17 protein-coding genes are annotated in these 24,214 nt (G+C 62.2%); 10 read left to right on the top strand and 7 right to left on the bottom strand.

The window, feature by feature from the left end:
• The first annotated feature begins 1 nt into the window (after nucleotide 1).
• The 5 genes from ACQK2M_RS08075 to ACQK2M_RS08095 all read left to right on the top strand — a co-directional run bounded on the left by ACQK2M_RS08075 (nucleotide 2) and on the right by ACQK2M_RS08095 (nucleotide 8,868).
• Entirely contained in the window at nucleotides 2-1,915 is a 1,914-nt protein-coding gene (locus tag ACQK2M_RS08075) for an AAA family ATPase (RefSeq protein ID WP_425417363.1), read from the top strand.
• Complete coding sequence (locus ACQK2M_RS08080) at nucleotides 1,912-3,192, top strand: DUF6638 family protein (protein ID WP_425417364.1); 1,281 nt, start codon at nucleotides 1,912-1,914, stop codon at nucleotides 3,190-3,192. Before ACQK2M_RS08075 ends, ACQK2M_RS08080 begins: the two co-directional genes overlap by 4 nt.
• An 18-nt stretch (nucleotides 3,193-3,210) precedes the next feature.
• Complete coding sequence (locus ACQK2M_RS08085; RefSeq protein WP_425417365.1) at nucleotides 3,211-4,323, top strand: DUF2333 family protein; 1,113 nt, start codon at nucleotides 3,211-3,213, stop codon at nucleotides 4,321-4,323.
• 6 nt (nucleotides 4,324-4,329) lie between these two features.
• Nucleotides 4,330-7,041: a CHAT domain-containing protein gene (locus ACQK2M_RS08090; RefSeq protein ID WP_425417366.1), complete on the top strand. Its 2,712-nt coding sequence runs from the start codon at nucleotides 4,330-4,332 to the stop codon at nucleotides 7,039-7,041.
• A gap of 147 nt (nucleotides 7,042-7,188) precedes the next feature.
• On the top strand, nucleotides 7,189-8,868 hold the full coding sequence (locus ACQK2M_RS08095; RefSeq protein WP_425417367.1) for a formate--tetrahydrofolate ligase: 1,680 nt from the start codon (nucleotides 7,189-7,191) through the stop codon (nucleotides 8,866-8,868).
• A gap of 51 nt (nucleotides 8,869-8,919) precedes the next feature.
• On the opposite strand, the gene ACQK2M_RS08100 is transcribed toward ACQK2M_RS08095, so the two are convergent.
• The 4 genes from ACQK2M_RS08100 to ACQK2M_RS08115 form a co-directional block, all read right to left on the bottom strand.
• Nucleotides 8,920-10,455: a pyruvate kinase gene (locus ACQK2M_RS08100; protein ID WP_425417368.1), complete on the bottom strand. Its 1,536-nt coding sequence runs from the start codon at nucleotides 10,453-10,455 to the stop codon at nucleotides 8,920-8,922.
• Between the two features lie 39 nt (nucleotides 10,456-10,494).
• Nucleotides 10,495-10,812 carry a DUF4342 domain-containing protein gene (locus ACQK2M_RS08105; protein WP_223475855.1) on the bottom strand — a complete coding sequence of 106 codons (318 nt, stop codon included), beginning with the start codon at nucleotides 10,810-10,812 and terminating at the stop codon, nucleotides 10,495-10,497.
• Nucleotides 10,813-10,929: 117 nt separating this feature from the next.
• Entirely contained in the window at nucleotides 10,930-11,697 is a 768-nt protein-coding gene (locus ACQK2M_RS08110) for an extensin family protein (protein WP_425417369.1), read from the bottom strand.
• Between the two features lie 6 nt (nucleotides 11,698-11,703).
• Nucleotides 11,704-12,648 (bottom strand): L,D-transpeptidase family protein, encoded by a 945-nt coding sequence (locus ACQK2M_RS08115; RefSeq protein WP_425417370.1) that lies wholly within the window; start codon nucleotides 12,646-12,648, stop codon nucleotides 11,704-11,706.
• A 378-nt stretch (nucleotides 12,649-13,026) separates the two neighbouring features.
• On the opposite strand from ACQK2M_RS08115, the gene ACQK2M_RS08120 reads away from it, so the two are divergent.
• The 3 genes from ACQK2M_RS08120 (at nucleotide 13,027) to ACQK2M_RS08130 (ending at nucleotide 17,452) form a co-directional block, all read left to right on the top strand.
• Nucleotides 13,027-15,249 carry an anthranilate synthase gene (locus ACQK2M_RS08120; protein WP_425417371.1) on the top strand — a complete coding sequence of 741 codons (2,223 nt, stop codon included), beginning with the start codon at nucleotides 13,027-13,029 and terminating at the stop codon, nucleotides 15,247-15,249.
• A gap of 22 nt (nucleotides 15,250-15,271) precedes the next feature.
• Entirely contained in the window at nucleotides 15,272-16,171 is a 900-nt protein-coding gene (locus ACQK2M_RS08125) for a cation diffusion facilitator family transporter (RefSeq protein ID WP_223475851.1), read from the top strand.
• A gap of 225 nt (nucleotides 16,172-16,396) precedes the next feature.
• Nucleotides 16,397-17,452, top strand: coding sequence for a PAS domain-containing sensor histidine kinase (locus ACQK2M_RS08130; RefSeq protein ID WP_425417372.1), 1,056 nt, complete (start codon nucleotides 16,397-16,399; stop codon nucleotides 17,450-17,452).
• 106 nt (nucleotides 17,453-17,558) lie between these two features.
• Here ACQK2M_RS08130 and ACQK2M_RS08135 read toward each other — a convergent pair whose 3' ends face one another.
• The 3 genes from ACQK2M_RS08135 to ACQK2M_RS08145 form a co-directional block, all read right to left on the bottom strand.
• A complete protein-coding gene (locus ACQK2M_RS08135; protein ID WP_425417373.1) occupies nucleotides 17,559-18,524 on the bottom strand; it encodes an agmatinase in 966 nt (321 codons plus the stop codon).
• A 35-nt stretch (nucleotides 18,525-18,559) separates the two neighbouring features.
• On the bottom strand, nucleotides 18,560-19,711 hold the full coding sequence (locus ACQK2M_RS08140) for an aminotransferase class V-fold PLP-dependent enzyme (RefSeq protein WP_425417374.1): 1,152 nt from the start codon (nucleotides 19,709-19,711) through the stop codon (nucleotides 18,560-18,562).
• Between the two features lie 126 nt (nucleotides 19,712-19,837).
• Nucleotides 19,838-20,782, bottom strand: coding sequence for a LysR family transcriptional regulator (locus tag ACQK2M_RS08145; RefSeq protein WP_425417375.1), 945 nt, complete (start codon nucleotides 20,780-20,782; stop codon nucleotides 19,838-19,840).
• A 183-nt stretch (nucleotides 20,783-20,965) separates the two neighbouring features.
• Here ACQK2M_RS08145 and ACQK2M_RS08150 point away from each other — a divergent pair, with 183 nt between their 5' ends.
• On the top strand, nucleotides 20,966-21,913 hold the full coding sequence (locus tag ACQK2M_RS08150; protein WP_425417376.1) for an ornithine cyclodeaminase family protein: 948 nt from the start codon (nucleotides 20,966-20,968) through the stop codon (nucleotides 21,911-21,913).
• A gap of 540 nt (nucleotides 21,914-22,453) precedes the next feature.
• Nucleotides 22,454-24,166: a 2-isopropylmalate synthase gene (gene leuA, locus ACQK2M_RS08155; RefSeq protein WP_425417377.1), complete on the top strand. Its 1,713-nt coding sequence runs from the start codon at nucleotides 22,454-22,456 to the stop codon at nucleotides 24,164-24,166.
• Nucleotides 24,167-24,214 lie beyond the last annotated feature (48 nt).

The raw sequence follows: 24,214 nt of genomic DNA on the forward strand, positions 1-24,214 counted from the left end.
GATGGATATCGGGCTGACCCGCATCGACGAGGACGACATCGCGAAACATCGCGCCACGGCGCAATCTTTCGTCACGCGCATCATCGTGATTGAGGATACGGGCGGAAAGTCCGATACGGCGCTGGCCGGCACCGGGCGCCGCTTCGTTTCCACCGTTTCGACCGGCGGCATGAAGCGCACGCGCGAAGTCGAACTGACGCGCCAGATCGCGGCCGTGCGGCCGGACGACCAGATGCTCACCCCGGTGCAGCACAACCTTCTCTACCGTACCCGGCGCGGCATCGCGGTGGCCCTGGCCGTCGCCGATGTCTTTGCCCGCCAGACCGACCTTGAGAGCCTTCAGGCGCGCAACCTGTCCGCGCCGCTGCAGGGCGACGAGGCGGTGCGCTTCAAGACGCTGGTCAACGCGGCCGCCTATGTCTCCGCCTTCACGCTCGCCGCCTATCTTCTGCAGATGCTCGATGGCGGTACGGAGCCGGTCAACGATCCGGATGAGCCGGAATTCCTGTTCGACACCGCGCAGGACGCGCTGAAATCGATGGTCGCGGGACTGGCGAAATCGATCGAGGGCGCGGCGGACGAAACCGTCATGCTGCAGCGGGCCAAGGCGTTCGCGCGGGTCGCCGTCGATGGGCTGCTCGGACGGCGCGGGCGGTTCACCGGGCTTGGCTCTTTCGAGGACAGCCATATCCGCATCGAGGCGGACGACTTCACGCTCGACGGGTTCGATGTCGCGCCGGGCCAGCGCCGCAAGCCGCTGGTGATGCAATTCAAGAAGCCGAACGAGATCATCGGCAACCACATCGCCAAATACCAGGCGACGAAGCTCGCCAAAATGCTGGTCGCCTATGATTTCGACAGACAGCTCAATCCCTTCGTGGAACTCGGCGGCTTCCTGTTCACTTTCATCGGCGATGGCGCGCCGGGCACCGGCAAGACGATCCTGATCCAGATGATCGCCGGGATGATCAACGACTACTGCACGATCGCCGGTTATCCGTTCCACTACGAGAATTTCGGCGTCGACCAGATCTCTTCCTACCAGGGCAAGTCGGGCCAGAACTGCAAGGAGTTCGTCAACACGATCGTCAACCCGAAGGCGATCGGCTTCGGCACGGTCGACGATATCGACCAGGTGGCGGCGAAGCGGTCCGACGACCGGGCATCCGCCGGCCAGCACGAGGTGACCGCCGTCCTGATGGAGAGCTTCGCCGGCGCCACCACCGTCGTGCGCGGCAACTGCTCCTTCGGCATGTTTTCCAACTATCCCGAAAATGTCGATGACGCGCTGCGCCAGCGGGCGGGCGCGCGCTGGCTGGTCGATGGACCGCAGACCGAGGACGACTATGTCGATATATTCGTTCTGCTGGCGGGCAAGAACCACGCGATCCCGCTTGGCGATCACGACCTCTATGCCGCGCAGGTCATCAAGAAGGCGGTCGCGGCGGCCTATGAAGGCCATGACAGGCCGAAGGAGGACGGGCTACTCGCGGTCTATGAGCGCTTCCTGGAAGAACGCGGCGAACCGAAAACCATGGCCGATGTCGGCGATTATCTGCATCGCATCAAGATGGCGGAGCCGCGTTTCACCGGCCGTGCGATCAAGAACATCACCGATGCGATCAAGATGCGGGCGATGGATATCGACCTCCCCGACGAGTGGTTCGAAACGCCCGAAGTCTTCCTGCACAAGTCCTACGACGACAAGAAAGCGATGATCGAGGAACTGCGCGGACCGTTCACGATGTCGATGGTGATGCAGGAGATCAATCGCTACGCCGATTCCGAGTTCCGCTACACCGACAAGTCCGACGCGGCCGCCGTCGAGACCATGATCCGCAACGAACGCCTGCGCGAACGCGCCGCTCGCGAAATCGCCGACCTGAAGTCGAAGGGGCTGTGGAACGGCGCATGAAACGCCTTTACGACAACGCACTGATCTACGGGCGGCTGCTGACGGTGACGCAGCCGCATCTGGTCGAGCGCTACAACAAGGCGCTGAAGGCGTTCGGTCTGCCGGCAACGGTGCTGGAGCGGTTCGATATCGACAAGACCGGCTTCTCGCCGCAGATCGCCGATGAACTCGATGATCCGAACTATCTCGACCCGAACGGCGTCAATCGCCGCTTCATCATCCTGACGCCGGCGCAATCGACCCTGCCGGTGGTTCACACCTGTTTTTCGAATACCGAAGCGCTCGTCTACGAGTTCTACAACTCCAACTCGCGCGCGATCCAGGCCCTGACGATCAAGGACGTGATCTATGGCGAGATCGAGGACAACGTGTCCACGGTCCGGGACGTCGAGGACCTGCTGTCTATCGAGCAGGTGGAATTCAAGGTGCTGTCGGCCGACGACGTGCTCGGCAAGGCCGCGACCCTGCGGTCGCTGGTCGACCGTCTGAAGACCGAGCCGGAGGCCTGGCGCGACGACGCCATGCTGGAGCGCATGGTCGATCTTGCCAAGGTCGCCGGCGATATCCGCGAGAACAGGCTGGTGCCCGACCAGGTCGTGTTCCGCCATGACGCGTTCTGGGCCAGCCATTTCGGCGGTTGCTACATCTTCAACGACGAGAAGATGACCACGGTGATCTGCGATCCCGACGCGCCCGGTTTCCGGCGGTCGCGGCCGTGGCAGGTCAGCTACCTGTCGATCCGCGATCAGGTGCGTATCTTCCGGTTTCTCGCCGAGACCGGGCGTCTCGACCCGCCGCGCGCCTCGTGGCTGGAGACCTCGGGCCTGCTCGAACACCGTGCCGAGATGGCGATCCGGGCGCTGTTGCGGAAGTCCGATCCCGACGCGGACTACTCCGGAATGGACGCAGTCTGGCTTCAGACCTGGATGCATCGCAATGCCGGACTGATCAATGAGGAGGGGACCTATCCGTTCCTCAACGCGATCAAGCGCGAGATCGCCCAGACGGGCCGTGTCGATATCGGGCGCATTCCCGATCGGTTCCGCTTTCTGCTGGCGCGGGCGCGTCCAGAGCACAAGGACGCCTGGCTGGTGAACCGGCTGATCACAGAATTCGTCCCCGACGATTTCGTTTCGCGTTATGTTTTCAACAAGCAGGGCTTCTACGCTGACTACACGGGCTATGACGACGCCTTCCGCCAGCACGTTGTGGAGACCCTGAAGAACACCTATTTGACCGACAAGGCCGCTTTCAGGAAGCGGCTCTACGGTCTCTGACCTTCCTGAGGGGTAGCCATGCTCGATCCGATCATCGCCTTTTTCACCCGCCTTTTCGAAATGATCGGTCGCGGGATCGGGCATTTCGTGGCGTGGCTGCTATGGCCCTTCATCGCGTTCAGGAACTGGTTGCGCGGGCGCGGCTGGTTCGTGAAGATCCCGGTTTTCCTGATCCTGATCGCCATCGTGATCGGTTACGGACACTTCATCTGGATTGCCGAGCGCTGGGTGAACTGGAATCCGGACTATGTCGCCCGGTACGATCTCGCCAATGCGACCGTGACGCCGGGCGAGCCGATGCCGGAAGGCTCGTCGACGCAATGCGCGCCTTCCGCGATCGTCCAGGTGACGCGCGACCTGATCGACTTCAACGTCAACGAGAATTACTGGGTGCCGCAGCATCCGTTGTCGAAGGCGGGACTCTTCGGCATCGAGTGGAAGAACACGCCGTTCCTCGACAACAAGGCCGCGTTCCAGTTGGGCGTGAACCAGGTCGTCCGACGCACGACCGTCGAACTTGTCGACCGGCTGGGCCGCGTCCGCGGTACGTCGCAGATCAACCAGAACCTGCAGGATGCCCGTCAGGCGATGGCCTATATCGACGACGCATGGTGGCTGACCTTCACACCGCCCTTCGTGCAGCCGACGACAGCGGAACGTCAACGCGAGGCGATGCGCGCGCTCGACGGGTTCAACACCGAACTTTCGAATTGCGAAGGCCAGTTCGACGGGCGCACCGACAATCTGATGCAGTTCCTGGACCGGATCACCGGCGATATCGGTTCGACCTCGGATATCCTGCGCCAGCAAATGGAGGCGAGCAATCTCGGCTGGTTCGACCCGCGCGCCGACGACCGGTTCTGGTTCACCTACGGGCAGCTTTATGCCTATTACGGGGTCCTGGAGGCCACCCAGGCCGATTTCAGGGGCGTCTATGACGACCGCCGTTTGAGCGCTGTCTGGGATCGCACCGAGGACCAGTTGCACGCCTCGCTCGACATGCATCCCTTCATCATCTCGAACGGCAATGAATCGAGCTGGATTATGCCGTCGCATCTGGCGACGATGGGCTTCTACCTGTTGCGCGTGCGCTCCAACCTGGTCGAGATGCGCGACATTCTCGACCGGTAGGGTCGGGTGGGTTTTGGTCGTGCCGCCCGGTGGCTTTTGCTCTTTGCCGGGCTGGCCCTCTGGGGCGCGCCGGCATTCGGGCAGGAGCCGGCCGAGCCGGCTGGTTCCGATGATCGCCTGACTGAGGCCGAGTTTCGCGAAGTCGCGGACTCGCTGCTCGCGATGCAGGTCGGTTTTGGCGACCATCGCCAGGTCGAGCTTACGGCTCGGCAACTCCATCCGATGGTCGTGGAGAGCTTCGGGCGCGATTCCGCACAGGCGCTGGAAGTCGAATGGCTGATTGCCGATGCGACGATCCGCCAGAGCCGGTTCGAAGAGGCACTTCAAATGGCGCGGAACATTGCGCCGCGTGCCAACCGGCAGCTTGATCCCGACGACCTCCTGCTTTGGCGGATTTTCAACCTGCTCGTTCAGGCGACGGTTCAGTCCGGACATGCGGAAGAGGCACAGTCGCTCGGCGCCGATATGCTGGTAGAGGCCGAGAAAAGGTTCGGCATGGACCATTTCGCCGCGCTGGCCATCCGGCTTCAAATGGCGCGGGCTGCGCAATTCCTCGGGCAGTTCGACACATCGCGGACCCACTTCACGCGGATCATAGAGGCGACGGCCCGGTCGCCCGGCAATTGGCAGCGGCAGATCCATGCGACGGCGCTCAGCGAATTTGGCGTTCTCCTGAACGATTCGGGAAAGCCCGAAGAGGCGCTCGGCCCACTGAATGAAGCGATCGCCGTCTATCTCGATCTTTATAGCGTGTTGAAGCATCCGGATATGGCGCCCGACGTCCTCACGGCGGTGGCGACGAAGGCGCGAGCGCTTTGGTACCTGGAACGCCTCGACCTGCTCGAAGACCTCGTTGCTCCGTATCTATCCCGTATCGATGACGTCTATGGGCGGGACAGTTCGCACTGGGCCGATTTCGCGAAATTCATGGCGCTTGCCGATTTTGGCAATGGAGGAGATCCGGTTCGCGCCGAGAGGGGCATCGCGTTGCTGCGCGAAGTCGAGGCGATTTATGCCGTCGATCGCAGCCCGCAGGAGCGGTTTTTGCTGGAGGCACGGGACCTTCTCGGTATGTTCCTGGCAAAAACCGGCAGGCTGGAGGAATCGCTGGACGTCTTCGGGCGGACGCTTGAAAACGATGCGCTTCCACGCGGCGATTTCTATCTTTACGCGCTGGCGCTTGCGGCGCGCGACGGCGTCTGGGACAGCGCGCGCGCCGGCGAGGGTGTGCTGGACTATCTTCAGGTCGCCCATTTGAGAGGCGCTGCGCGTGCGCAGGCTTTGCTCAACAGTCGCCTTGCCGCGGGAACCGGAGAGGCGGCGTCCGTGCTGCGAGACGTCTCGGATGCGGAGACCGCGATTTCGCTCGTCCGCAAGACCCTGGCTGCCGCCCTGTCGGTGCCTGCGAATGAACGCGATCGTTTTGCCGAAACAGCGTTGCGCGAACGCCTCAAGCGGCTGGAGGAAAGCCGGAACGCGATCAGGCAGCGCATGGATACGGAGTATCCCTCGCTTGCCGCCGTGACTGGCAATTCATCGCTTTCCAAGGCGGAGATCCAGTCCCTCCTGGGTGAGGATGAGGCGCTTGTCATCCTGGAAACCGGATCGCAGGTCGGCATTCCCATGGCGCTGGTTCTTACGCGGGAGTCCGGCTTCTGGTACTCGATCGACACGCCCCCTTCGAATATCGCGGCTGCCGTCGAAGCCATTCGTTCATCGGTGAACCTAGAACTCGACGTCCGCGCGGCTCGCTCGCGCCAGAAGGACAAGGCCGACCCGGCGGCTTTTCCCGTGGACGCCGCGCACTGGCTCTATCGGACGTTGCTCGGCCCGGCAGAGCAGGACCTCGCCGGCAAGAGCCATGTCTATTTCGATCTGCGCGGACCGGTGACGGCGATCCCGCCAGGTCTTCTCGTCGCTTCCATGCCCTCCAACGAAACCGCGCAGCCCGAATGGCTGGTGCGGCGTTTCGCGATCACGGTCCTGCCATCGACGTCCGCGCTGCGGACGGCCGGTCTGGGCAGTGTGCGGCAACCGGCGCTGCCGGTGCTCGCCTTTGCCGATCCGGTCTTCGCCGGTACCGGCAATATGGCGCCATCCGCGCTGCGTAGTGCGCTGCGGCCGCTGCCAGAGACCGCCGACGAAGCTGCCGCCGTTGTTTCCGCCCTTGACGCGTCGGACGGCATCCGGCTCGGTGCGGATGCGAGCGAGGCGGTACTCAAGGCAACGGATCTGGAGGACTATCGGGTCCTCTATTTCGCCACCCACGGCCTCGTCGCGGGCGATATCGCCGGGACCGACCGCGCGCCGCTCGCGGAGCCGGCACTGGCGCTGACGGCGGGCGAGGGCGAGGATGGATTTCTGACCGCCTCCGAGATTGCGCAATTGCGGCTCGCGGCGGACTGGGTCGTTCTTTCCGCATGCAACACCGCGCTTGGCGCGAAACCGGGTGCGGAGCCATTGTCCGGCCTTGCGCAGGCCTTCCTCTATGCCGGTGCGCGTGCGCTGATGGTCAGTCATTGGCCGGTGGAGAGTCACTCGGCCGTGCAACTGATGACCGACCTGTTCAGGCTGCGCGCCGAAGCGCCGCAAATGCGCGCCGCGGAGGCGCATCGCCAGGCCATTCTCTCGATGCTCGATGCGCCCGAAAATCCGGCTTGGACGCATCCGGCCTATTGGGCGCCTTTCATTCTGGTCGGCGTGCCCGACAGGCGCTGAAAAAGCCGCCAGTGGTCTTGCGTCATGCCGCGTGTCGCAAACCGCGCAATGAACGGCTGAATTGCGATTGCGTAGCCTTACCCGTCTGCGTGTATACACGCGCTGCGGCAGTGTTGCCCCTGCCGGGAGGACCAATCGGAGAGCACCATGGCCGAATTCAAGACCGACATCGAAATCGCCCGCGCCGCTGACAAGAAACCGATCCAGGAGATCGGAGCGAAGCTGGACATCCCGTCAGAACACCTGCTTCCCTACGGCCATGACAAGGCGAAGGTCTCCGCCGACTTCATCGCCTCCGTGAAGGATCGCGAAGACGGCAAGCTGATCCTCGTGACGGCCATCAACCCGACGCCCGCGGGCGAGGGCAAGACGACCACGACCGTCGGTCTCGGCGATGGCCTGAACCGCATCGGCAAGAAGACGGCGATCTGCATCCGCGAAGCCTCGCTTGGTCCGAATTTCGGTATGAAGGGCGGCGCGGCCGGCGGCGGCTACGCCCAAGTCGTGCCCATGGAGGATATGAACCTTCACTTCACGGGTGACTTCCACGCCATCACCTCGGCCCACAACCTGCTGTCGGCGATGATCGACAACCACATCTACTGGGGCAACGAACTGGCAATCGACGAGCGCCGCGTGAGCTGGCGCCGCGTGATGGACATGAACGACCGCGCTCTGCGCGACACGGTCGTTTCGCTCGGCGGCGTCGCCAACGGCTTTCCGCGCCAGACCGGTTTCGACATCACGGTCGCCTCGGAAGTCATGGCGATTCTGTGCCTCGCCAAGGACCTGGCCGACCTGCAGAAGCGTCTCGGCGATATCGTCGTCGCCTATCGCCGCGACCGCACGCCGATCTATTGCCGCGACATCGGGGCCGACGGCGCGATGACCGTGCTGCTGAAGGACGCGATGCAGCCGAACCTCGTGCAGACGCTGGAAAATAATCCGGCCTTCGTCCATGGCGGGCCTTTTGCGAATATCGCGCATGGCTGCAATTCGGTGATCGCGACCACGACTGCGCTGAAACTGGCCGATTACGTGGTGACCGAAGCGGGCTTCGGCGCGGATCTCGGTGCCGAGAAGTTCTTCGACATCAAGTGCCGCAAGGCTGGCCTGAAACCGGCCGCCGCCGTGATCGTCGCGACAGTGCGCGCGATGAAGATGAATGGCGGCGTCGCCAAGGCCGATCTCGGCGAGGAGAATGTGGACGCTGTCCAGAAAGGCTGCCCCAATCTCGGTCGCCACATCGCCAACACCAAGGGCTTCGGCGTTCCCGTCGTCGTTGCGATCAACCATTTCGTCTCCGACACCGAAGCGGAAATCCAGGCGGTGAAGGATTACGTCGCCCAGCAGGGCGCGGAAGCGATCCTGTGCAAGCACTGGGCGAAGGGATCCGAAGGCATCGAGGAACTGGCGAACAAGGTCGTGTCGCTTGCCGAAAGCGGCGCGGCGAACTTCTCGCCGCTCTATCCCGACGAGATGGGCTTGTTCCAGAAGATCGAGACCGTCGCCAAGCGCATCTACCATGCCGATCAGGTCATCGCGGACAAGAAGGTGCGCGACCAGCTGAAGACATGGGAAGCCGAGGGCTATGGCCATCTGCCGGTCTGCATGGCCAAGACGCAATACTCGTTCTCGACCGACCCGAACCTGCGCGGCGCGCCAACCGGACATTCCGTGCCGGTGCGCGAGGTGCGGCTGTCGGCGGGCGCCGGCTTCATTGTCGCGATCTGCGGTGAGATCATGACTATGCCCGGCCTGCCGCGCAAACCGGCCGCCGAGGTGATCCGGCTCAACGACGAGGGCAATGTCGAAGGCCTGTTCTGATCGCGTTTCGGATCGGAGTTACTTTTGGGGCGCCTGTTCGGGCGCCCTTTTTCATGCGTCGTTCAGCGGCTGCGGTCCATGCCATGAGGTCAGCGCCGAGAGCCGCGCGGTCTTCTTGAACTGGTGTCGGCCCATCCGCCGCAGGATGCCAGCCAGAAAACGGATTGTCTCGGCGGCGTAAGGGCCCTTGTTCAGCATCACGCATTCGGCGCGCTGGCCCATCGCCGCGTCCGTGACCTCGGCGCGCGAGGGTGCGCCGGTCTTCATCAGCGTCTCGAGCACCTGTGTCGCCCAGACCGAGGGCACATGCGCCGCTTCGCACAGCCACAGGATTTCCTCCTGGACCTCCGACAGGCGTTCGGTGCCGATTTCCATCGCCAGGTCGCCGCGCGCGATCATCACCGCGACCGGCTGGCTGGCGCCAGCCTGCACGATCAGCCGCGGCAGGTTGCGCACGGCCAGCCCCGTCTCGACCTTGAGAAGCAGCGGCTGCGGCGGGCGGTTGCTGCGATGCCTGTTCAGTTCGGCAACGAGCAGGCGGATGTCCTCCGGGCGCTGGACGAAGGAACAACCGACCACATCGGCATGGTCAGCCACGAAGGCGATATCGCCGATATCCTTTTTCGAGAGCAGCGGAAGATCGAGATCGAGGCTCGGAAAGTTCACGCCTTTTTCCAGTTTCAGCTTTTCGCCCTTGTCGCGTGCGACGGTCACTTCGAGCAGGACGCCGCCCTCGACGGTTTCAACGACCTTCGCGCCGATCTTGCCGTCGTCGATCCAGATCAGCGTGCCGGGCTGGATGCGCGAAACGATGTTCGGAAAACTGATCGTGATTGCGGGCAGATCGGTGTGCGATGTGGCGGGTGCGGTCAGCAGGTGAAAACGGTCGCCACGGAAGACACGCTTGCGCCCGGCCATGTCGATTGTCTCGATCCGGCATTTCGGGCCCGCAATATCCATGATTACCGGGCATGTCCGTCCGGCCTTTTGCGCGGTTTCGCGAATGTTGGCGATCATCCGCCCCCATTCGCGCGGGCCGTCATGGGCGCAATTGATGCGAAAGCAGCTCGCGCCGGCCTCGATCAGCTCGGCGACAAGGCCGGGGTCGTCGGCTCCCTCTTCGGGCACCGTCACCATGATGCGGGTGTGGCGTCCGCCGGGGTAGTCACCGAAAAACAGGTTTTGGTCGCGGGTGATGTGGTCCAGTCCGGCGGACAGTTCCTCCGGCGTTGGCCATTGCGCGGGCCGTCCCGTCAAGCCGTCGAGCGTGGCGGCGACGGAGGCGAGCGTCTGCCTGGGATGGGATTCGGAACGTCCGAGCGAAGAGAGCCCGAGCGCGGACAAATCGGCCTGGAGCTCGACGAGGTCGCGTTGCCGGGCGGCGAGATAGAAAGCGAGGTTTTCCGCAGCCGCGCGAAAGGACGCGCGCCCGATTGCCGGCTCCCAGTCGGCGAGGATCGCCGCGCAGTCGGCCTCGATCTCCTGCTTGCGCTGGTAGAGCAGGTCGCGGCATGCCTCGATGCGCGCCAATTGAGATGAAGCGTCGACCGCCACGCCTCCCACCTTGTCGTGTTCCGTTTTTTTCATCTTGCTCGCTCCGAGCGCCACGGCCCGAATGGCGGGCGATCAGGATTCGGACGGCTTGTCGTCCGCTTCGTCCTCGTCGATCTCGCGCACCACCTCGACCGTAACATGCGTCACCATCGCGGCAATCACGCCGAGAACGGCAAGCCACGGCGCGGCGAGCGCCATCACGCCGCCGGCGACCACGCCGATCGTGAGAGGCGTTTCGAGAACGATATCGCCATCCGACGCCTTGAGGCGAAGCTGACGGACATTGCCTTCCTGGACGATCGCCTTGATCTTTTCGATCAGCTGGTCGCCGGCAATCTCGATTTCCTCGGTGAAGGTTTTCTTCGTGCCCTTGTCGTCCTGCGTATCCATTGGATCACACCCTCGCTTGATATGGAGAAGAGTATGCCGGGCAGCTAACACCGCGATTGTGAAAGTGCGTTGACGCCCGTCAAACGCGTCGGATGGGCAGAAGTCGAAAACGCGGGATTACTGACAGAGCCGATAGCCGCTTCGCCTTTGGGCGAGATCCATATGCAGGTGGTCGTCATGGAACGCGTCCGACCCCGGGCCGAGGACTGTGGTGAAGTGCAGGCATGCGCCCGCGCGCACGGCCTTCTGGAATGCTTCCTCGGGCGATCCTTTTCGCTGTTGCGGCTGGATCGGCATCGGATCGTGGCCATCGAACTCGAACTGGCGCACATCGACGGCGTTGCCGCGCGCATGTTCGGAGATCTTCGCGCCCGGCTGGCTGTTGCGGGTCCGGCAGACATAGGTCGAGGCCTGGCGGATGCCCGTCAGCCGAACATCGTCGCCCAGAACCTTGGCCGCGGGGATGACCACCTCGTCGATCCACCGCGCGGTGGCAAGGACGGTGCGGCAGCGCATCTGCGTTGTCGGCGCGATCGAGATGCCGCGCACGATCTCGTCGACCGAGTAGCTCGCCGGGAGCCCGCAAATACCCGGCCCGTCTACCCCGTCCTGCCGCTTGAAGACCGTTCCAAGGGTTTCGAGTTGTGCTTCGCAGGCGGCCAGTGCCGCTTCGTCCGGCGCGGACGGCGGCGGATCGACGGGCTCCGGCGGTTCGGGCGCGATCTGTTCTTTTTCCGTATCCTTCTTATCGACAGCCTTCTCGCGGGAAGGGGCATCTTCGGCCTTCGCGCGTTCCGGTTTTTCCACTGGCAGGGGCACGACGCCGGGCACGTCGCTTGCCGCGAGAACGAACGGAATGAGCAGCGTTATCCAGACAATGCGCATGGAGGATCAGTCGACAAATTCCACAGGTGTTCCGTTCGCGACGAGCATCGCCAGTTCGTTGGCATCCCAGTTCGTCAGACGCAAGCAGCCATGCGAGGCCGTTTTGCCGATCAGTGCGGGATCCGGCGTTCCGTGGATTCCATATGTCGGTTCCGAAAGGTCGATCCAGGTGCTGCCGACGGGACCGTTCGGCCCGGGCGGGATCGTCAATTGCTCATTGTTGTCGCCCTGCTGGAAGTTCTCGTCCGGCCGGTAGGAGTAGGTCGGATCGGTGGTGACGCCGAGCACTTCGTGCGTTCCGGCGGGGGAAGGCGTGTCGCTGCTGCCGATCGTCACCGGATAGGAGAGGACCAGCCGTCCGGTCGAATCGTACACCTGAAGGCGTTCGCGCGACTTGTTGGCGACGATCCGCGCGACTTCCGTTTCCGCGTTGGCGCCGGGATTGGCCGCCAGGATGGTCGTGCCGGGCTGGGCAAAATCGACGCCGGGATTGAGCGTCTCCAGGAACTCGATATCCATGTGGAAACGCTCGGCGAGCAGTTCCGCCGCGGATTCGTAGCCAAGCCAGTCCAGCTTGGCCAATTCCCTGTAATCCTCGGGGAGGGGCGGCACGATTCCCGAAACATCTTCGACGGTGATCTGGTAGGGACTGACGGCCTCTCCGCCGTGGGCCTGTAGCGCCTGCCAGACGTCCTGATCCATGACGCCGTCGACCGGAAGCCCGTTGATCTCCTCGAAGGCGCGGATGGCCCTGTCGACATTTTCGCCCGCATAGCCGTCGATGACGCCGGGCGAGACGCCGCCGCGATCAAGCAGAATCTGTATCTTGGCGGTGATCGCGGATTGCCCCTCCGGAAGGGCTTCGCCGGTAAACTGCGCCGCGTTGATCGTTTCGGCGGATATCGCATCGGCGCCCGGATCGGGCGCTTCGCTGGCGGATACCGAATTCATCGGCTCCGGATCGAACAGGCGGGACGTTCCCTGATCCTGAGCGGTTGCGGGGATAACGCCCAAAACGGTGCTCGCAAGGAGAACAGTAAGAAAAGGTGCGGTGGAACGGGCTGTGGGCTGATCTGTCATGCAGCGATAACGTGGCAGTGGCCGAAAGGCTCCCCTTGCGACGAAAACCCGCGCAAAATATGCATTGCGCAGACAAGCGCACCGGACTAGTTTGCGGCCATGACGAACTGCAGCGCAACGAAGAATCTCTGGTGGTGGCTCCGCTCCTAGGCGGTGCTGGTCCACGGCTGCGTGTCAGAAATCGGAACCGCCAAGTGCAGAATGCGCTGGCGGTTTTTTGCTGTCTGGCGCGGATAAGAGGACAGGACAATGACAGAAATTGAACGGTCGGACCGCGACAAGGCCAAAGCCGAACCCGATCTGACTTATGTCACGCGGGGTGGCGTGACGGTGAGGCGATATCGCCGCGACGCCGATTACCGGACCGCGATCTCCGACTACACGGACATGCTGGACACCCAGCCGGGTGTGATCCTGTCCTCCAATTACGAGTATCCGGGGCGCTATACCCGTTGGGACACGGCCATCGTCAATCCGCCGGTTCTGATCTCCTCGCACCAGCGCGAGATGACGATCGAGGCGCTGAGCGAGCGTGGCAAGCCGTTGCTGGCGATGATCGAGAAGGCGCTGACAGGGGCCGAGCACATCGCCGAACTGACGCCGTCGGATGGTGTTCTGAAGGTCCGGATCGCCGAACCGGCGGCCGTGGTCATGGAAGAGGACCGCACGCGGGCGGCGAGCGTGTTTTCGGCGTTGCGCGCCATCGTCGATCACTTCCACAGCCCGGACGAGAACGATCTCGCGCTCTACGGCGCCTTCGGCTACGACATCGCCTTCCAGTTCGATCCGATCCAGCAGAAGCTCGATCGCGATACCGCGCAGCGCGACCTTGCGCTTTTCTTTCCCGACGAAATCCTTGTCGTCGACAACCACTCCGCGAAAGCATGGATCGACCGGTACGAGTTTTCCGACGGCGAGATTTCTACCGAAGGTCTCGACGAAACCGTCGCCGCGCAGCCCTTCGCCAAGTCGGAGACGATCCCCCCGCGCGGCGATCACGAGCCGGGCGAATATGCGCGGCTGGTCGAGAAGGCCAAGGAGAGCTTCGCACGCGGCGACCTGTTCGAGGTCGTGCCCGGCCAGATTTTCCACGAGCGTTGCGAGTCCGCGCCTTCGGCGATCGCGCGGCGGCTGAAGGAAACCAATCCGGCGCCTTATTCCTTCTTCATGAATCTCGCGCGCAATGAGTTCCTGATCGGCGCGTCGCCCGAGATGTTCGTTCGCGTGACCGGCCGGCGCATAGAGACCTGCCCGATTTCCGGCACCATCCAGCGCGGCGAGGATGCGATCTCCGATTCCGAACAGATCCTCAAGCTGCTCAATTCCAAGAAGGACGAGTCGGAGCTGACCATGTGTTCCGACGTCGATCGCAACGACAAGTCGCGGGTCTGCGAGCCCGGAACGGTGCGGGTGATCGGGCGGCGCCAGATCGAGATGTATTCCCGGCTGATCCACACGGTCGATCATGTCGAGGGACGGTTGCGCGACAGGATGGATGCCTTTGACGGCTTCCTGACCCACGCGTGGGCGGTAACCGTGACGGGCGCCCCGAAACTGTGGGCGATGCGCTTCATCGAGAACAACGAGAAGAGCCCGCGCGCCTGGTATGGCGGGGCGATCGGCATCGTGAAGTTCGATGGCGACATGAACACCGGCCTGACGCTGCGGACCATCCATGTGCGCGATGGTGTCGCCTCGGTGCGGGCAGGCGCGACGCTGCTGTTCGATTCCGTGCCGGAAGACGAGGAGGCCGAGACCGAACTGAAGGCCTCGGCGATGCTGGCGGCGATACGCGACGCCAAGAAGGGCAACGCCGCATCGACCAAGCGCGAGGCGGCGAAGGTGGGCGTCGGCGTGAAGATCTTGCTGGTCGATCACGAGGACAGTTTCGTCCACACGCTGGCGAACTACTTTCGGCAGACAGGCGCGGAAGTGCGCACGGTGCGTTCGCCCGTTCCCGAAAAGGCCTTCGACGACTACAAGCCCGATCTCGTGGTGCTGTCGCCCGGCCCGGGCATGCCGTCGGATTTCGACTGCAAGGCGACGATCCGGAAAGCGCGCGATCGCGACCTGCCTATCTTCGGCGTTTGTCTCGGCCTGCAGGCGCTGACCGAGGCCTATGGCGGCAATCTCAGGCAGATGAACCTGCCGATGCACGGCAAGCCGTCGCGCATTCGGGTCAATCATCCCGGCAAGGTCTTCTCGGGCCTGCCAAGCAATGTCACGGTCGGCCGCTACCATTCGATCTTCGCCGATCCGTCGCGGCTGCCGGACGAATTCGTCGTCACGGCGGAAACGGATGATGGCGTGGTGATGGGAATCGAGCACCGAACCGAACCGGTGGCGGCGGTGCAGTTCCACCCGGAATCGATCATGACGCTCGGCCAGAATGCCGGCATGCGGATGATCGAGAACGTGGTGGCGCACCTGGTCGACACGAAGGACAAACGCAAACGGGACGCGGCTGCCTGAGGGCGGCGGGCGCGTGAGGCCGATGATACAGTTCGATCCGGCCGTGAAGCGGCTGGCGGCGTGGTCCATCGCCGTCGCCGTCGGCGTGATGGGCCTGAAGCTCGTCGCCTGGTATCTCACCGGGTCGGTGGCGCTTCTGTCCGACGGGCTGGAATCGACCGTCAACGTCATTGCCGCCGTGATCGCCTTCGTGGCGGTGTCCTATGCGCAGCGGCCCGCCGACGCCGACCACCAGTTCGGCCATCACAAGGCGGAGTATTTCTCGGCCGTGGTCGAAGGCGTGCTGATCGCCATCGCCGCGCTGCTGATCATCCAGCAGGCGATCCCGGCGCTTCGCGAACCGCAACTGCCGGAAACGCCGGGGCTCGGCCTCGGCGTCAACATGCTGGCCTCGGCGATCAATGCCGGCTGGGCCACTCTCCTGATCCGCAGGGGCCGCGAGAAACGGTCGCCGGCGCTGGTTGCCGACGGCCGTCACATCCTGTCGGACGTGGTCACCTCGGTCGGCGTCTTCGCCGGGCTCGTCCTTGCGCTTCTCACCGGCTATGCGATCCTCGACCCGCTGCTCGCGATTGCCGTGGCGATCAACATCATGTGGCAGGGCTGGAAGGTGATCGCTTCCTCGGTCGATGCGCTGATGGACCGTGCGGTGGAGCCCGCCGACGAGGCGCGCATCAAGGAAATCATCGCGGCGAACGCCGAAGGCTCGATCGACGTGCATGATTTGCGCACCCGCGTCGCCGGCCCGGCGACCTTTATCGATTTCCACCTCGTCGTGCCGGAAACCATGAGCGTGGGCGACGCGCACGACATCTGCGACCGGCTGGAGGATGCGATCCGCGATTTCGTGCCCGGCGCCTCCATCGCCATCCATGTCGAGCCGCAGGGCGAAAAGGCGCACGGAATCAGGGTTCGGCTGTAATGTGCAGACCCCGGCCTTGAGTTAGGGCGCGTCTCGCCGCCCGACCGTCAGCGTCATGTCGCGGCGTTCCGTGAGGATATCATCGATCGGGTGCCGGCTTCGCTTTCGCCGGTGAGGCGGGTATCCTCTTTGCGCGGGAAGTTCCGCCGGCTGGTCCGAACGGGACGGCTACACAGCGGTCGGGAACTGTGCTTTGACGGGGCCTGCTTGTCAGGGGAAAGAGCAATGGACGAAAGCCACGTAGCGTCGCGGACATGGAGGGTCACGCCCGATCCGTTGTGTATCCTGGATCGCCAGGGCTGCTTCGCTGCGGTGAACCCGGCCTGGAAGGCGACGCTGGGCTGGACGGAAGCCGAGATGATCGGGGTCCCCTATCTGACCTTCCTGCACCCGGACGACGTCGATCGCTCCATGACGGCCTTCGAGAAGGTGAAGTCGGGCAAGCCCGTGTTCCGCTTCGAAAACCGCTATCGCGCCAAGGACGGCTCTTTCCATTGGTTTTCCTGGGTGGCGGTTCCGGAAGGCGATTTCTTCTATTGCACGGTGCGCGACAAGACCGAGGAAAAGGAACGCGAGCGGATCATCGCCGAGCAGCGCGAGGAGGCGAGCCTCAGGGAACAGTTTCTTGCCGTCCTCGGACATGATCTGCGCAATCCGCTGGGTTCGCTGATCGCGGGCGTGCGGCTGCTGTCGCGCGAGGAGCAGAGCGAGCGGGCGCGCGAGACGCTGCGGCTCATGCAGACCAGCACCGCGCGCATGTCGGAACTGATCGCCAACATGATGGATTTCGCGCGGGTGCGCCTCGGCGACGGGATCGGGCTCGACCGAAGATCGCACAACGATCTCGGCAAGCGGATTTCGGAGGTCGTCCACGAGATACAGGTCGCGTTCGAGGACGCCCGGATAGAGGTCGAGACCGACATCGACGATGAAATCTACTGCGACGCCCCCCGGATGATGCAGGTTCTGTCGAACCTCCTGGGCAATGCCGTGATGCACGGCGCGCATGATGAGCCGATCACGGTCGATGCCGACAACCGGGACGGCCAATTGACAATCACCGTGTGCAACAAGGGCACGCCGATACCCGATGTGAGCCGCGAAAACCTGTTCCGGCCGTTCTTCAAGGGCGGAAAACACGCAAGCCCGCAGGGGCTCGGGCTCGGCCTGTTCATCACCTCGGAGATCGTCTCGGCCCATGGCGGGCATATCGAGGTGACCTCGGACGAGGATCTGACCTGCTTCGAGGTCAGTATTCCGGCTGTGCGGACGGGGGAGTGAAAGAGGAACTTCAAAGGCAAAGCCGGATTGCCGCCGATTGATCCTCTCCGAAAGCCCGTCATCAAACTGCGCGCAACAAGCGATTGCGAATGAACGACGATATTGACTACGCGGTTTGGGATCGGAAGTAGCCGGCACGTACTGATGCACCGATCAGGTTCGTTATTAGTCGGCCAGCCGTAATGGAAGTGATTTCGTTGACATCCTTGCTCGGGGTGACTTCGACGATGTCCATGCCGACAACTTTGCCTTTGTTCACCAGGCCATGGATGAGCTTGTGCATCTGGGTATAGGTTACGCCTCCGGGTGCGGGCACGAGGACACCCGGCATCACCCCGGGCTCCATCCCGTCTGCATCGACTGTGATATAATATCGTTCGCCATCGGGTATCCGCGCAAGGACTGCGTCCATGCCTTTGTCGTGTAGCTCATGGGCTGTCGTCAGGTCTGCGCCATACGCTTGTGCAGCCTCGAACTCCTCTTTGCGCGCGCTTCCCTGGCAGCGCAGTCCAATCTGGAAAATCCGGTCGACGTGCGGCATTTCAGAGGCCCGGCGCATCGGGCTTGAATAGCCGTCCGTTTCGCCATTCAGGTGATCGCGCCAATCGAGATGGGCGTCGATCTGTATCACGTGTATCGGCCCGTGATCTTCAAAGGCCCTGAATACCGGGATCGGAACGCCATGATCTCCTCCGATCGAGATCGGCAAAGCGCCGGCTGCCAGGATTTTGCGGACCGCCGCCTCGGCGCGAAGATAGTGCGCATCGAGGTCTCGCGGGGTGGCGGGGACATCGCCGCAGTCGACCACACGGATATCCTGACCATCGAAAAGCGTGCCGCCCAGATCGAAATCCCAACGTTCAAGACCTTCACAGGCAATGTCGGAGACCTGCCGGACGGCAGTTGGTGCGTTCGACTGGTCATTCGTCACTTCCTCCATCGCGTAAGGGCGCCCATAGGGCAATCCCAGGATGGCGACGTCAGCCTGGAGCGCATCGAGGTCGAGCTCCAGCGGAAAATGGCAGAAGGTCTTGCAGCCTGATCTTGGCGCTACGGTGAGTGGATCCGACATGTGTTGCTTTCCTATCGGTCAAACCACGCCGATAATCACAGCGCGGCCTCGATCGCGGACAATCCCCGATCAATATCGTCGATGTTGTTGTAGTAATGCGGTGAGAAACGGATGAAATCGCGCCGCAAAGACGCGATGACATTGGCGTCTTTCAGGGTCTTGGCGAAATCGCGGCTGTTCTTGCCTGGAAAGCGCGCAGCGACGGTCGCGGAGCGGTCCGCGTCGGATTTCGGCCCGAGCACTTCAGCGCCCAACGCATTCAGCCCGGCGATGAGGTGTTTCGAGATGCGGCGATTATGCGCGACGACCTTGTCGATCCCTGTCTCAAGCAGATGGCGGATGGATTCTGTCGCACCGAAAGCCGTCCCATAGGCCATGGTCCCGAACTCATAGCGCTTGGCATTGCCCGGCAACTCGAGCCGGTCTGCCTGAAAATCCCACATGTCCTTGTGAGTGCGCCAACCCAGAATGCCTGGCGTGAGCTCTTGCAGCTTTGGCGACACATACATCATGCCCGTACCAAATGGGCCGCACAGCCATTTGTAGGTCGAGGTCGCAACCGCATCGACACCCGTTGCGGCGTCGACGGGAACCTGACCCGCGGCTTGCGTGGCATCGACAACCAGGATCGCGCCATGTCTGTGCGCTTTCTCGGCAAATCGTTTGAGATCGTATTTCTGCCCCGTGCCGTACTCGACCTGGCTAAGACAAACGACAGAGGTCGCGTCATCGATTGCAGCTTCCAACGCATCGGGGTCGATGCTTTGCGTTTCATCGGCGCGCACCCAATGCACCTCTGCACCGGTATGATCGGCAACGCGTATCCATGGGTAAATGGTCGAGGGGTGCGTGATGTCGGTGGCGATGATCTTGCTCCCGGCTTCGGGCATCACCGCCCAGGCCAGTGACTGCATCAACACCGTTTCGCTTGAGGCCACCGCGATGTCATCGACTGTCGCGTTGAAAAGGCGCGCTGTCGCCGCGTTGAGATTGTCCAGGCACTCGACTTCCGCCTGTTCGTCGAAGGCAATTGTCCCTTCCTCCGCGAGTGCGTTCTGCCAGGCGGATATTGCGGCGGCGCCGCCCTTGTGGCTCAGGCCAACCGAGGCGGCATCAAGATAGACATGCCGGTCGGCAGGTGGGAAAATTGATGCTGGTCCAAGTCGAAAGGCCGTATCAAGCGTCATTTGGAACTCCGGATGGCGGACGAGGTCCCGCTTGTGCGTTCCCCTTGTTGCAGCTTCCACGATAAAGCGACGCAATGCATTGCCGAAAATGGAAAGCTGAGGTGACGGCCCGGAAACCTTCCGAAACTAGGATGACATGACATCTTTTTCGAAAGAGCTGTCGCGAACGGCTTCAAGAAAAGCCGAGACTAGCGGCGTGCCCGCTGTCTCCATGTGGTATAGAATTCGGATGTCTGTGGTCTTCTTGATCCGATCGCCAAGCAAGGGCCGCATCTGTCCCGCGTCAACCCAACTCCGCGCGTAATGATCCGGAAGAAAGCCGATGAATCCGCCTGTCAGAATGAGCGCGGCAATATTCTCGGTAAAATGGCCAATGGCAGAGGGCGTGAGACCGATCTTTTCATCATCGCGCAACTCGGCCTCTGAATAGACATGCTGCGCAAAGCGTTGGCTGCTCAGCTGCTTCAGCGAAATCTCAGTGTCGGCCACATCAAACAATGGGTGGGATGACCCGCAATAGAGATGGCCATGTTCCGTGAACAGGGGGAGTGACTGCGTCCCTCTGATCTTTCCGCGATTGGTCGATACACCGATATGCAGGCGTTTGACTGACACGCCCTGATCGATCTCGGCCGCGGATGCGTTGAGCATTCTGATCTCCACATCAGGATAATCTTCCGCAAATCGGGAGAGCGCTCCAATGAGGGGCGAACACTGGCTTGTTATGATGGAGTCGATGCAGCCGATGTGCAGAACCCCGCTTGGCGTCTTCTGCAAGGCGTTGAGATCGGATCGAAACCCTTCGAGCGCACTGAGCAGGCCGGTGCTCTTGTCATAGACAAACTGCCCCTCATCGGTCAGCGCGAACCCGGAGCGCCCCCGGTGACAGAGCGTGACACCCAGCCGAAGTTCCAGATCTGCTATCTGCTTGCTGATCGCGGACTTGGTGGTTCCGAGCTCGATCTCGGCCAAGGCGTAACCGCCGCACTCCGCCACAGCCCGAAAAGTTCGGATGAGCTTGAGGTCGAAATCCGAAACCTGGCCGGAAAACAATCGAACAGGCAAAGCCATATCAGGGTTCCTCAGAGCGCAAAGAAATGAGTTGGTCTGTGATTATTGGAAACCTGCAGATCATCCAATCGATAGTTTCCTGGGCAGCAACCAAGGTGTCGCATTTTCACAGCGACCCATTTGGTCGGTTCGCTAGATTTAAGCTTCCCAAGCAGACCAACGACGCTTGCTGAGGGCAGAGACATGACGAGAGTGTACAGCCTGTCGGAGATCGAAGCGGTCCTCCCGAACATTGATATCGTTAAAGAAATCGGCGATGGCTTCGTTGCATACTCCGAAGGAAAGGTCGATGTGCCCCCGGTTGGGGAGCTTCTCTTTCCGGAAAACGCCGGCGAGATGCACATCAAATATGGTGCGATCCGCGGTGATGATGTCTTTGTGGTCAAGGTAGCGACCGGCTTCTTTCACAATCCGAGGATCGGTTTACCCCCTTTTGGCGGGTGCATGCTGGTGTTCAGCCAGAAGACCGGAATGGTGGACTGCGTACTCCTCGAGGAGGGAGAACTGACCAATCATCGCACAGCGGCAGCCGGTGCCGTTTGCGCGAAATATCTCGCACCTCGCGGACTGGAGTATATCGGAATCGTGGGCAGCGGGGTGCAGGCCCGAATGCAGGCGGATTACTTGCGCCGTGTCACAGACTGCCGGAGACTGTATCTCTGGGCGCGAGATGCAAACTCGGCCAAAAAGGCCGCAGAGGATATCACCGCAATGGGGTTCGAGGTCGTGATCTCACAGTCGTTGGATCAGCTTTGCAAACACGCCCGTCTGATCGTGACCACAACGCCTTCGGAGCACCCTCTCCTGAGAGCAGAGATGATAAGGCCCGGCACGCATATCACCGCAATGGGCTCCGACACGCCGGAGAAGAACGAAGTTGCGCCGGATGTTCTTGCGATGGCGGATGTCGTTGTATCGGACAGTCTGAAGCAAAGTCATTCAAGAGGAGAAGTATTTCAGGCCCGAAGAGCCAAATCCATTGCAGATGACAAACCGGTGGAACTGGGCTCCGTTATCGCCGATCCAACAAAGGGACGTTGTTCTGCAGACCAGATAACCTTCGTCGATCTGACCGGTGTTGGGGTGCAAGACATCGCGATTGCCAAAGCTGTCGTAAACGAGTTGCGCTGAAGTGAACCACGAGACAAGGAATACAAACCGGAACCTGGTTGTCTCGGTTCCGTTGAGTTCGAAATGCGGACCTTTCGATCGATGCCGTGGTTGATGACCTTCGCGGATTCCGCAATGGAATACTGGAGGCGACATCCGCTACGCTTGAACTAGAAGTCTATTTTGGGCCGGAAGCGACGCCGCACCCTATGCGGGTCAATGCCTAACTTGCCGCCAGACCATTCTGAAACCCGCCATCCTCCTCCCCACTTGACCTCCGCATCCCCCCGGCTGTATCCATTCCACCCATGAACACGCAGCGCGACCATATCCGCATCGCACCCGCCATCTCGGCCGGGCTGCTTCCGCGCGTTCTTCCCCTCCTTCTTATCGGCGGTTGCCGGGTCCTTTGAGGGGCGCCCGGCGGCCGGGTGGGCCTGTCGGCTGAGCTCCTCTCCAAACCTTTACATCCCGATATGATTGCCCCATGAGGGCTTCGCTCTCGCTTTTCCGCGACCAAACGCGGCGCGAGACGCGAACAGGACAAGAGAAGACAAAGCGATGACTGTTCACGCCGAAGCCAAAGCCGCCATTGCGCGCGGCATGCCGGAAGCCTCCCGCAAATACCGCCCCTATCCGCCGGTCGACCTGCCCGATCGGACTTGGCCGTCGAAGTCCATCGACAAAGCGCCGATCTGGTGCTCGGTCGATTTGCGCGACGGCAACCAGGCGCTGATCGACCCGATGGGGCCGGAACGCAAGACGCGCATGTTCCGCATGCTGCTGGAGATGGGTTTCAAGGAAATCGAGATCGGTTTCCCGTCGGCCTCGCAGACCGATTTCGACTTCGCGCGCTGGTGCGTGGACGAGGGCAATGTGCCCGACGACGTGTCGCTGCAGGTGTTGGTGCAGTGCCGGCCGGAGCTGATCACGCGCACGTTCGAGGCGCTGGAGGGGACGAGGAATCCGATCGTCCATTTCTACAATTCGACCTCCGAATTGCAGCGCCGCGTGGTGTTCAACAAGGACGTGGCGGGGATCAAGGCGATCGCCACCGACGCGGCCAAGATGATCATGGACATGGCCGAAAAGGCCGGCGGCGGCTATCGCTTCCAGTATTCGCCGGAGAGCTTCACCGGCACGGAACTGGAAGTCGCGTTGGAAATCTGCAACGCGGTCGCCGAGATCGTGAAACCGACGCCGGACAACAAGCTGATCATCAACCTGCCGGCGACGGTGGAAATGTCCACGCCGAACATCCATGCCGACCAGATCGAGTGGATGTGCCGCAATCTCGACAATCGCGAGAACCTGATCGTCTCGCTGCATCCGCACAATGACCGCGGCACGGGCATCGCGGCCACCGAACTGGGCCTGATGGCCGGCGCCGACCGTGTCGAGGGCACGCTGTTCGGCAATGGCGAGCGCACGGGCAATGTCGATCTGGTGACGCTGGCGCTCAACATGTTCACGCAGGGGCTGGACCCGAAGCTGGACATCCACGACATCAACAAGATCCGCGACGTCTACGAGCACTGCAACCAGCTGGCGATCCCGGAGCGGCATCCTTATGTCGGCGAACTGGTCTACACGGCGTTTTCCGGCTCTCATCAGGACGCCATCAACAAGGGCATGAAGGCCGTGCGCGAGCACAAGAAGGAGATGTGGGAGGTGCCGTACCTGCCCATCGACCCGGCCGATGTGGGGCGCACCTATGAGGCGATCATCCGCATCAACTCGCAATCGGGCAAGGGCGGTATCGCCTATATCCTGGAGGCCGATCACGGGCTTCACCTGCCGCGCAGCCTGCAGGTCGAATTCCGCGACGTGATCCAGAAGATCACCGACGCCGAGGGGCGCGAACTGACCTCGGAGCGCATCCACCGCGAATTCCTGTCGACCTATGTCGAGATTCCCGACCGGCGGCTGCGCTTCGTCAGCCATTCGAGCGCGGCGGAAGGCGAGGACGGCGCGATGCGGACCGTCAAGGCCGTCATTGTCGATGGCAATGAGAAAATCACCATTGACGGGCGCGGCACCGGCCCGATCGACGGGTTCCTCGACGCGCTGTCGAAACATCTCGGCCGCAAGATCTCGGTGATCGACTATGCCGAGCACTCGCTGCAACGCGGCTCGGACGCTGCGGCAATTTGCTACATGGAGATCGATATCGACGGCGAGCGTGTCTTCGGGGCGGCGATCAACAAGAATATCGTCGGCGCTTCGCTGGAGGCGATCATCGCGGCGGTGAACCGCAAGCTGGCGGCCGGATAGGGCATTTTTTGTCGATCAGGTCGGCGTGCCGGGCCAGAAAAAGCCCCG

The organism is Oricola indica (genome assembly GCF_965227485.1).
In the GTDB taxonomy this organism is placed as follows: domain Bacteria; phylum Pseudomonadota; class Alphaproteobacteria; order Rhizobiales; family Rhizobiaceae; genus Oricola; species Oricola indica.

Coding starts and splice junctions, on each gene's coding strand:
- ACQK2M_RS08075 (WP_425417363.1), top strand. CDS start 2: ATGGATATCGGGCTGACCCGCATCGACGAGGACGACATCGCGAAACAT.
- ACQK2M_RS08080 (WP_425417364.1), top strand. CDS start 1,912: ATGAAACGCCTTTACGACAACGCACTGATCTACGGGCGGCTGCTGACG.
- ACQK2M_RS08085 (WP_425417365.1), top strand. CDS start 3,211: ATGCTCGATCCGATCATCGCCTTTTTCACCCGCCTTTTCGAAATGATC.
- ACQK2M_RS08095 (WP_425417367.1), top strand. CDS start 7,189: ATGGCCGAATTCAAGACCGACATCGAAATCGCCCGCGCCGCTGACAAG.
- ACQK2M_RS08100 (WP_425417368.1), bottom strand. CDS start 10,455: ATGAAAAAAACGGAACACGACAAGGTGGGAGGCGTGGCGGTCGACGCT.
- ACQK2M_RS08105 (WP_223475855.1), bottom strand. CDS start 10,812: ATGGATACGCAGGACGACAAGGGCACGAAGAAAACCTTCACCGAGGAA.
- ACQK2M_RS08110 (WP_425417369.1), bottom strand. CDS start 11,697: ATGCGCATTGTCTGGATAACGCTGCTCATTCCGTTCGTTCTCGCGGCA.
- ACQK2M_RS08115 (WP_425417370.1), bottom strand. CDS start 12,648: ATGAATTCGGTATCCGCCAGCGAAGCGCCCGATCCGGGCGCCGATGCG.
- ACQK2M_RS08120 (WP_425417371.1), top strand. CDS start 13,027: ATGACAGAAATTGAACGGTCGGACCGCGACAAGGCCAAAGCCGAACCC.
- ACQK2M_RS08125 (WP_223475851.1), top strand. CDS start 15,272: ATGATACAGTTCGATCCGGCCGTGAAGCGGCTGGCGGCGTGGTCCATC.
- ACQK2M_RS08130 (WP_425417372.1), top strand. CDS start 16,397: ATGGACGAAAGCCACGTAGCGTCGCGGACATGGAGGGTCACGCCCGAT.
- ACQK2M_RS08135 (WP_425417373.1), bottom strand. CDS start 18,524: ATGTCGGATCCACTCACCGTAGCGCCAAGATCAGGCTGCAAGACCTTC.
- ACQK2M_RS08140 (WP_425417374.1), bottom strand. CDS start 19,711: ATGACGCTTGATACGGCCTTTCGACTTGGACCAGCATCAATTTTCCCA.
- ACQK2M_RS08145 (WP_425417375.1), bottom strand. CDS start 20,782: ATGGCTTTGCCTGTTCGATTGTTTTCCGGCCAGGTTTCGGATTTCGAC.
- ACQK2M_RS08150 (WP_425417376.1), top strand. CDS start 20,966: ATGACGAGAGTGTACAGCCTGTCGGAGATCGAAGCGGTCCTCCCGAAC.
- leuA (WP_425417377.1), top strand. CDS start 22,454: ATGACTGTTCACGCCGAAGCCAAAGCCGCCATTGCGCGCGGCATGCCG.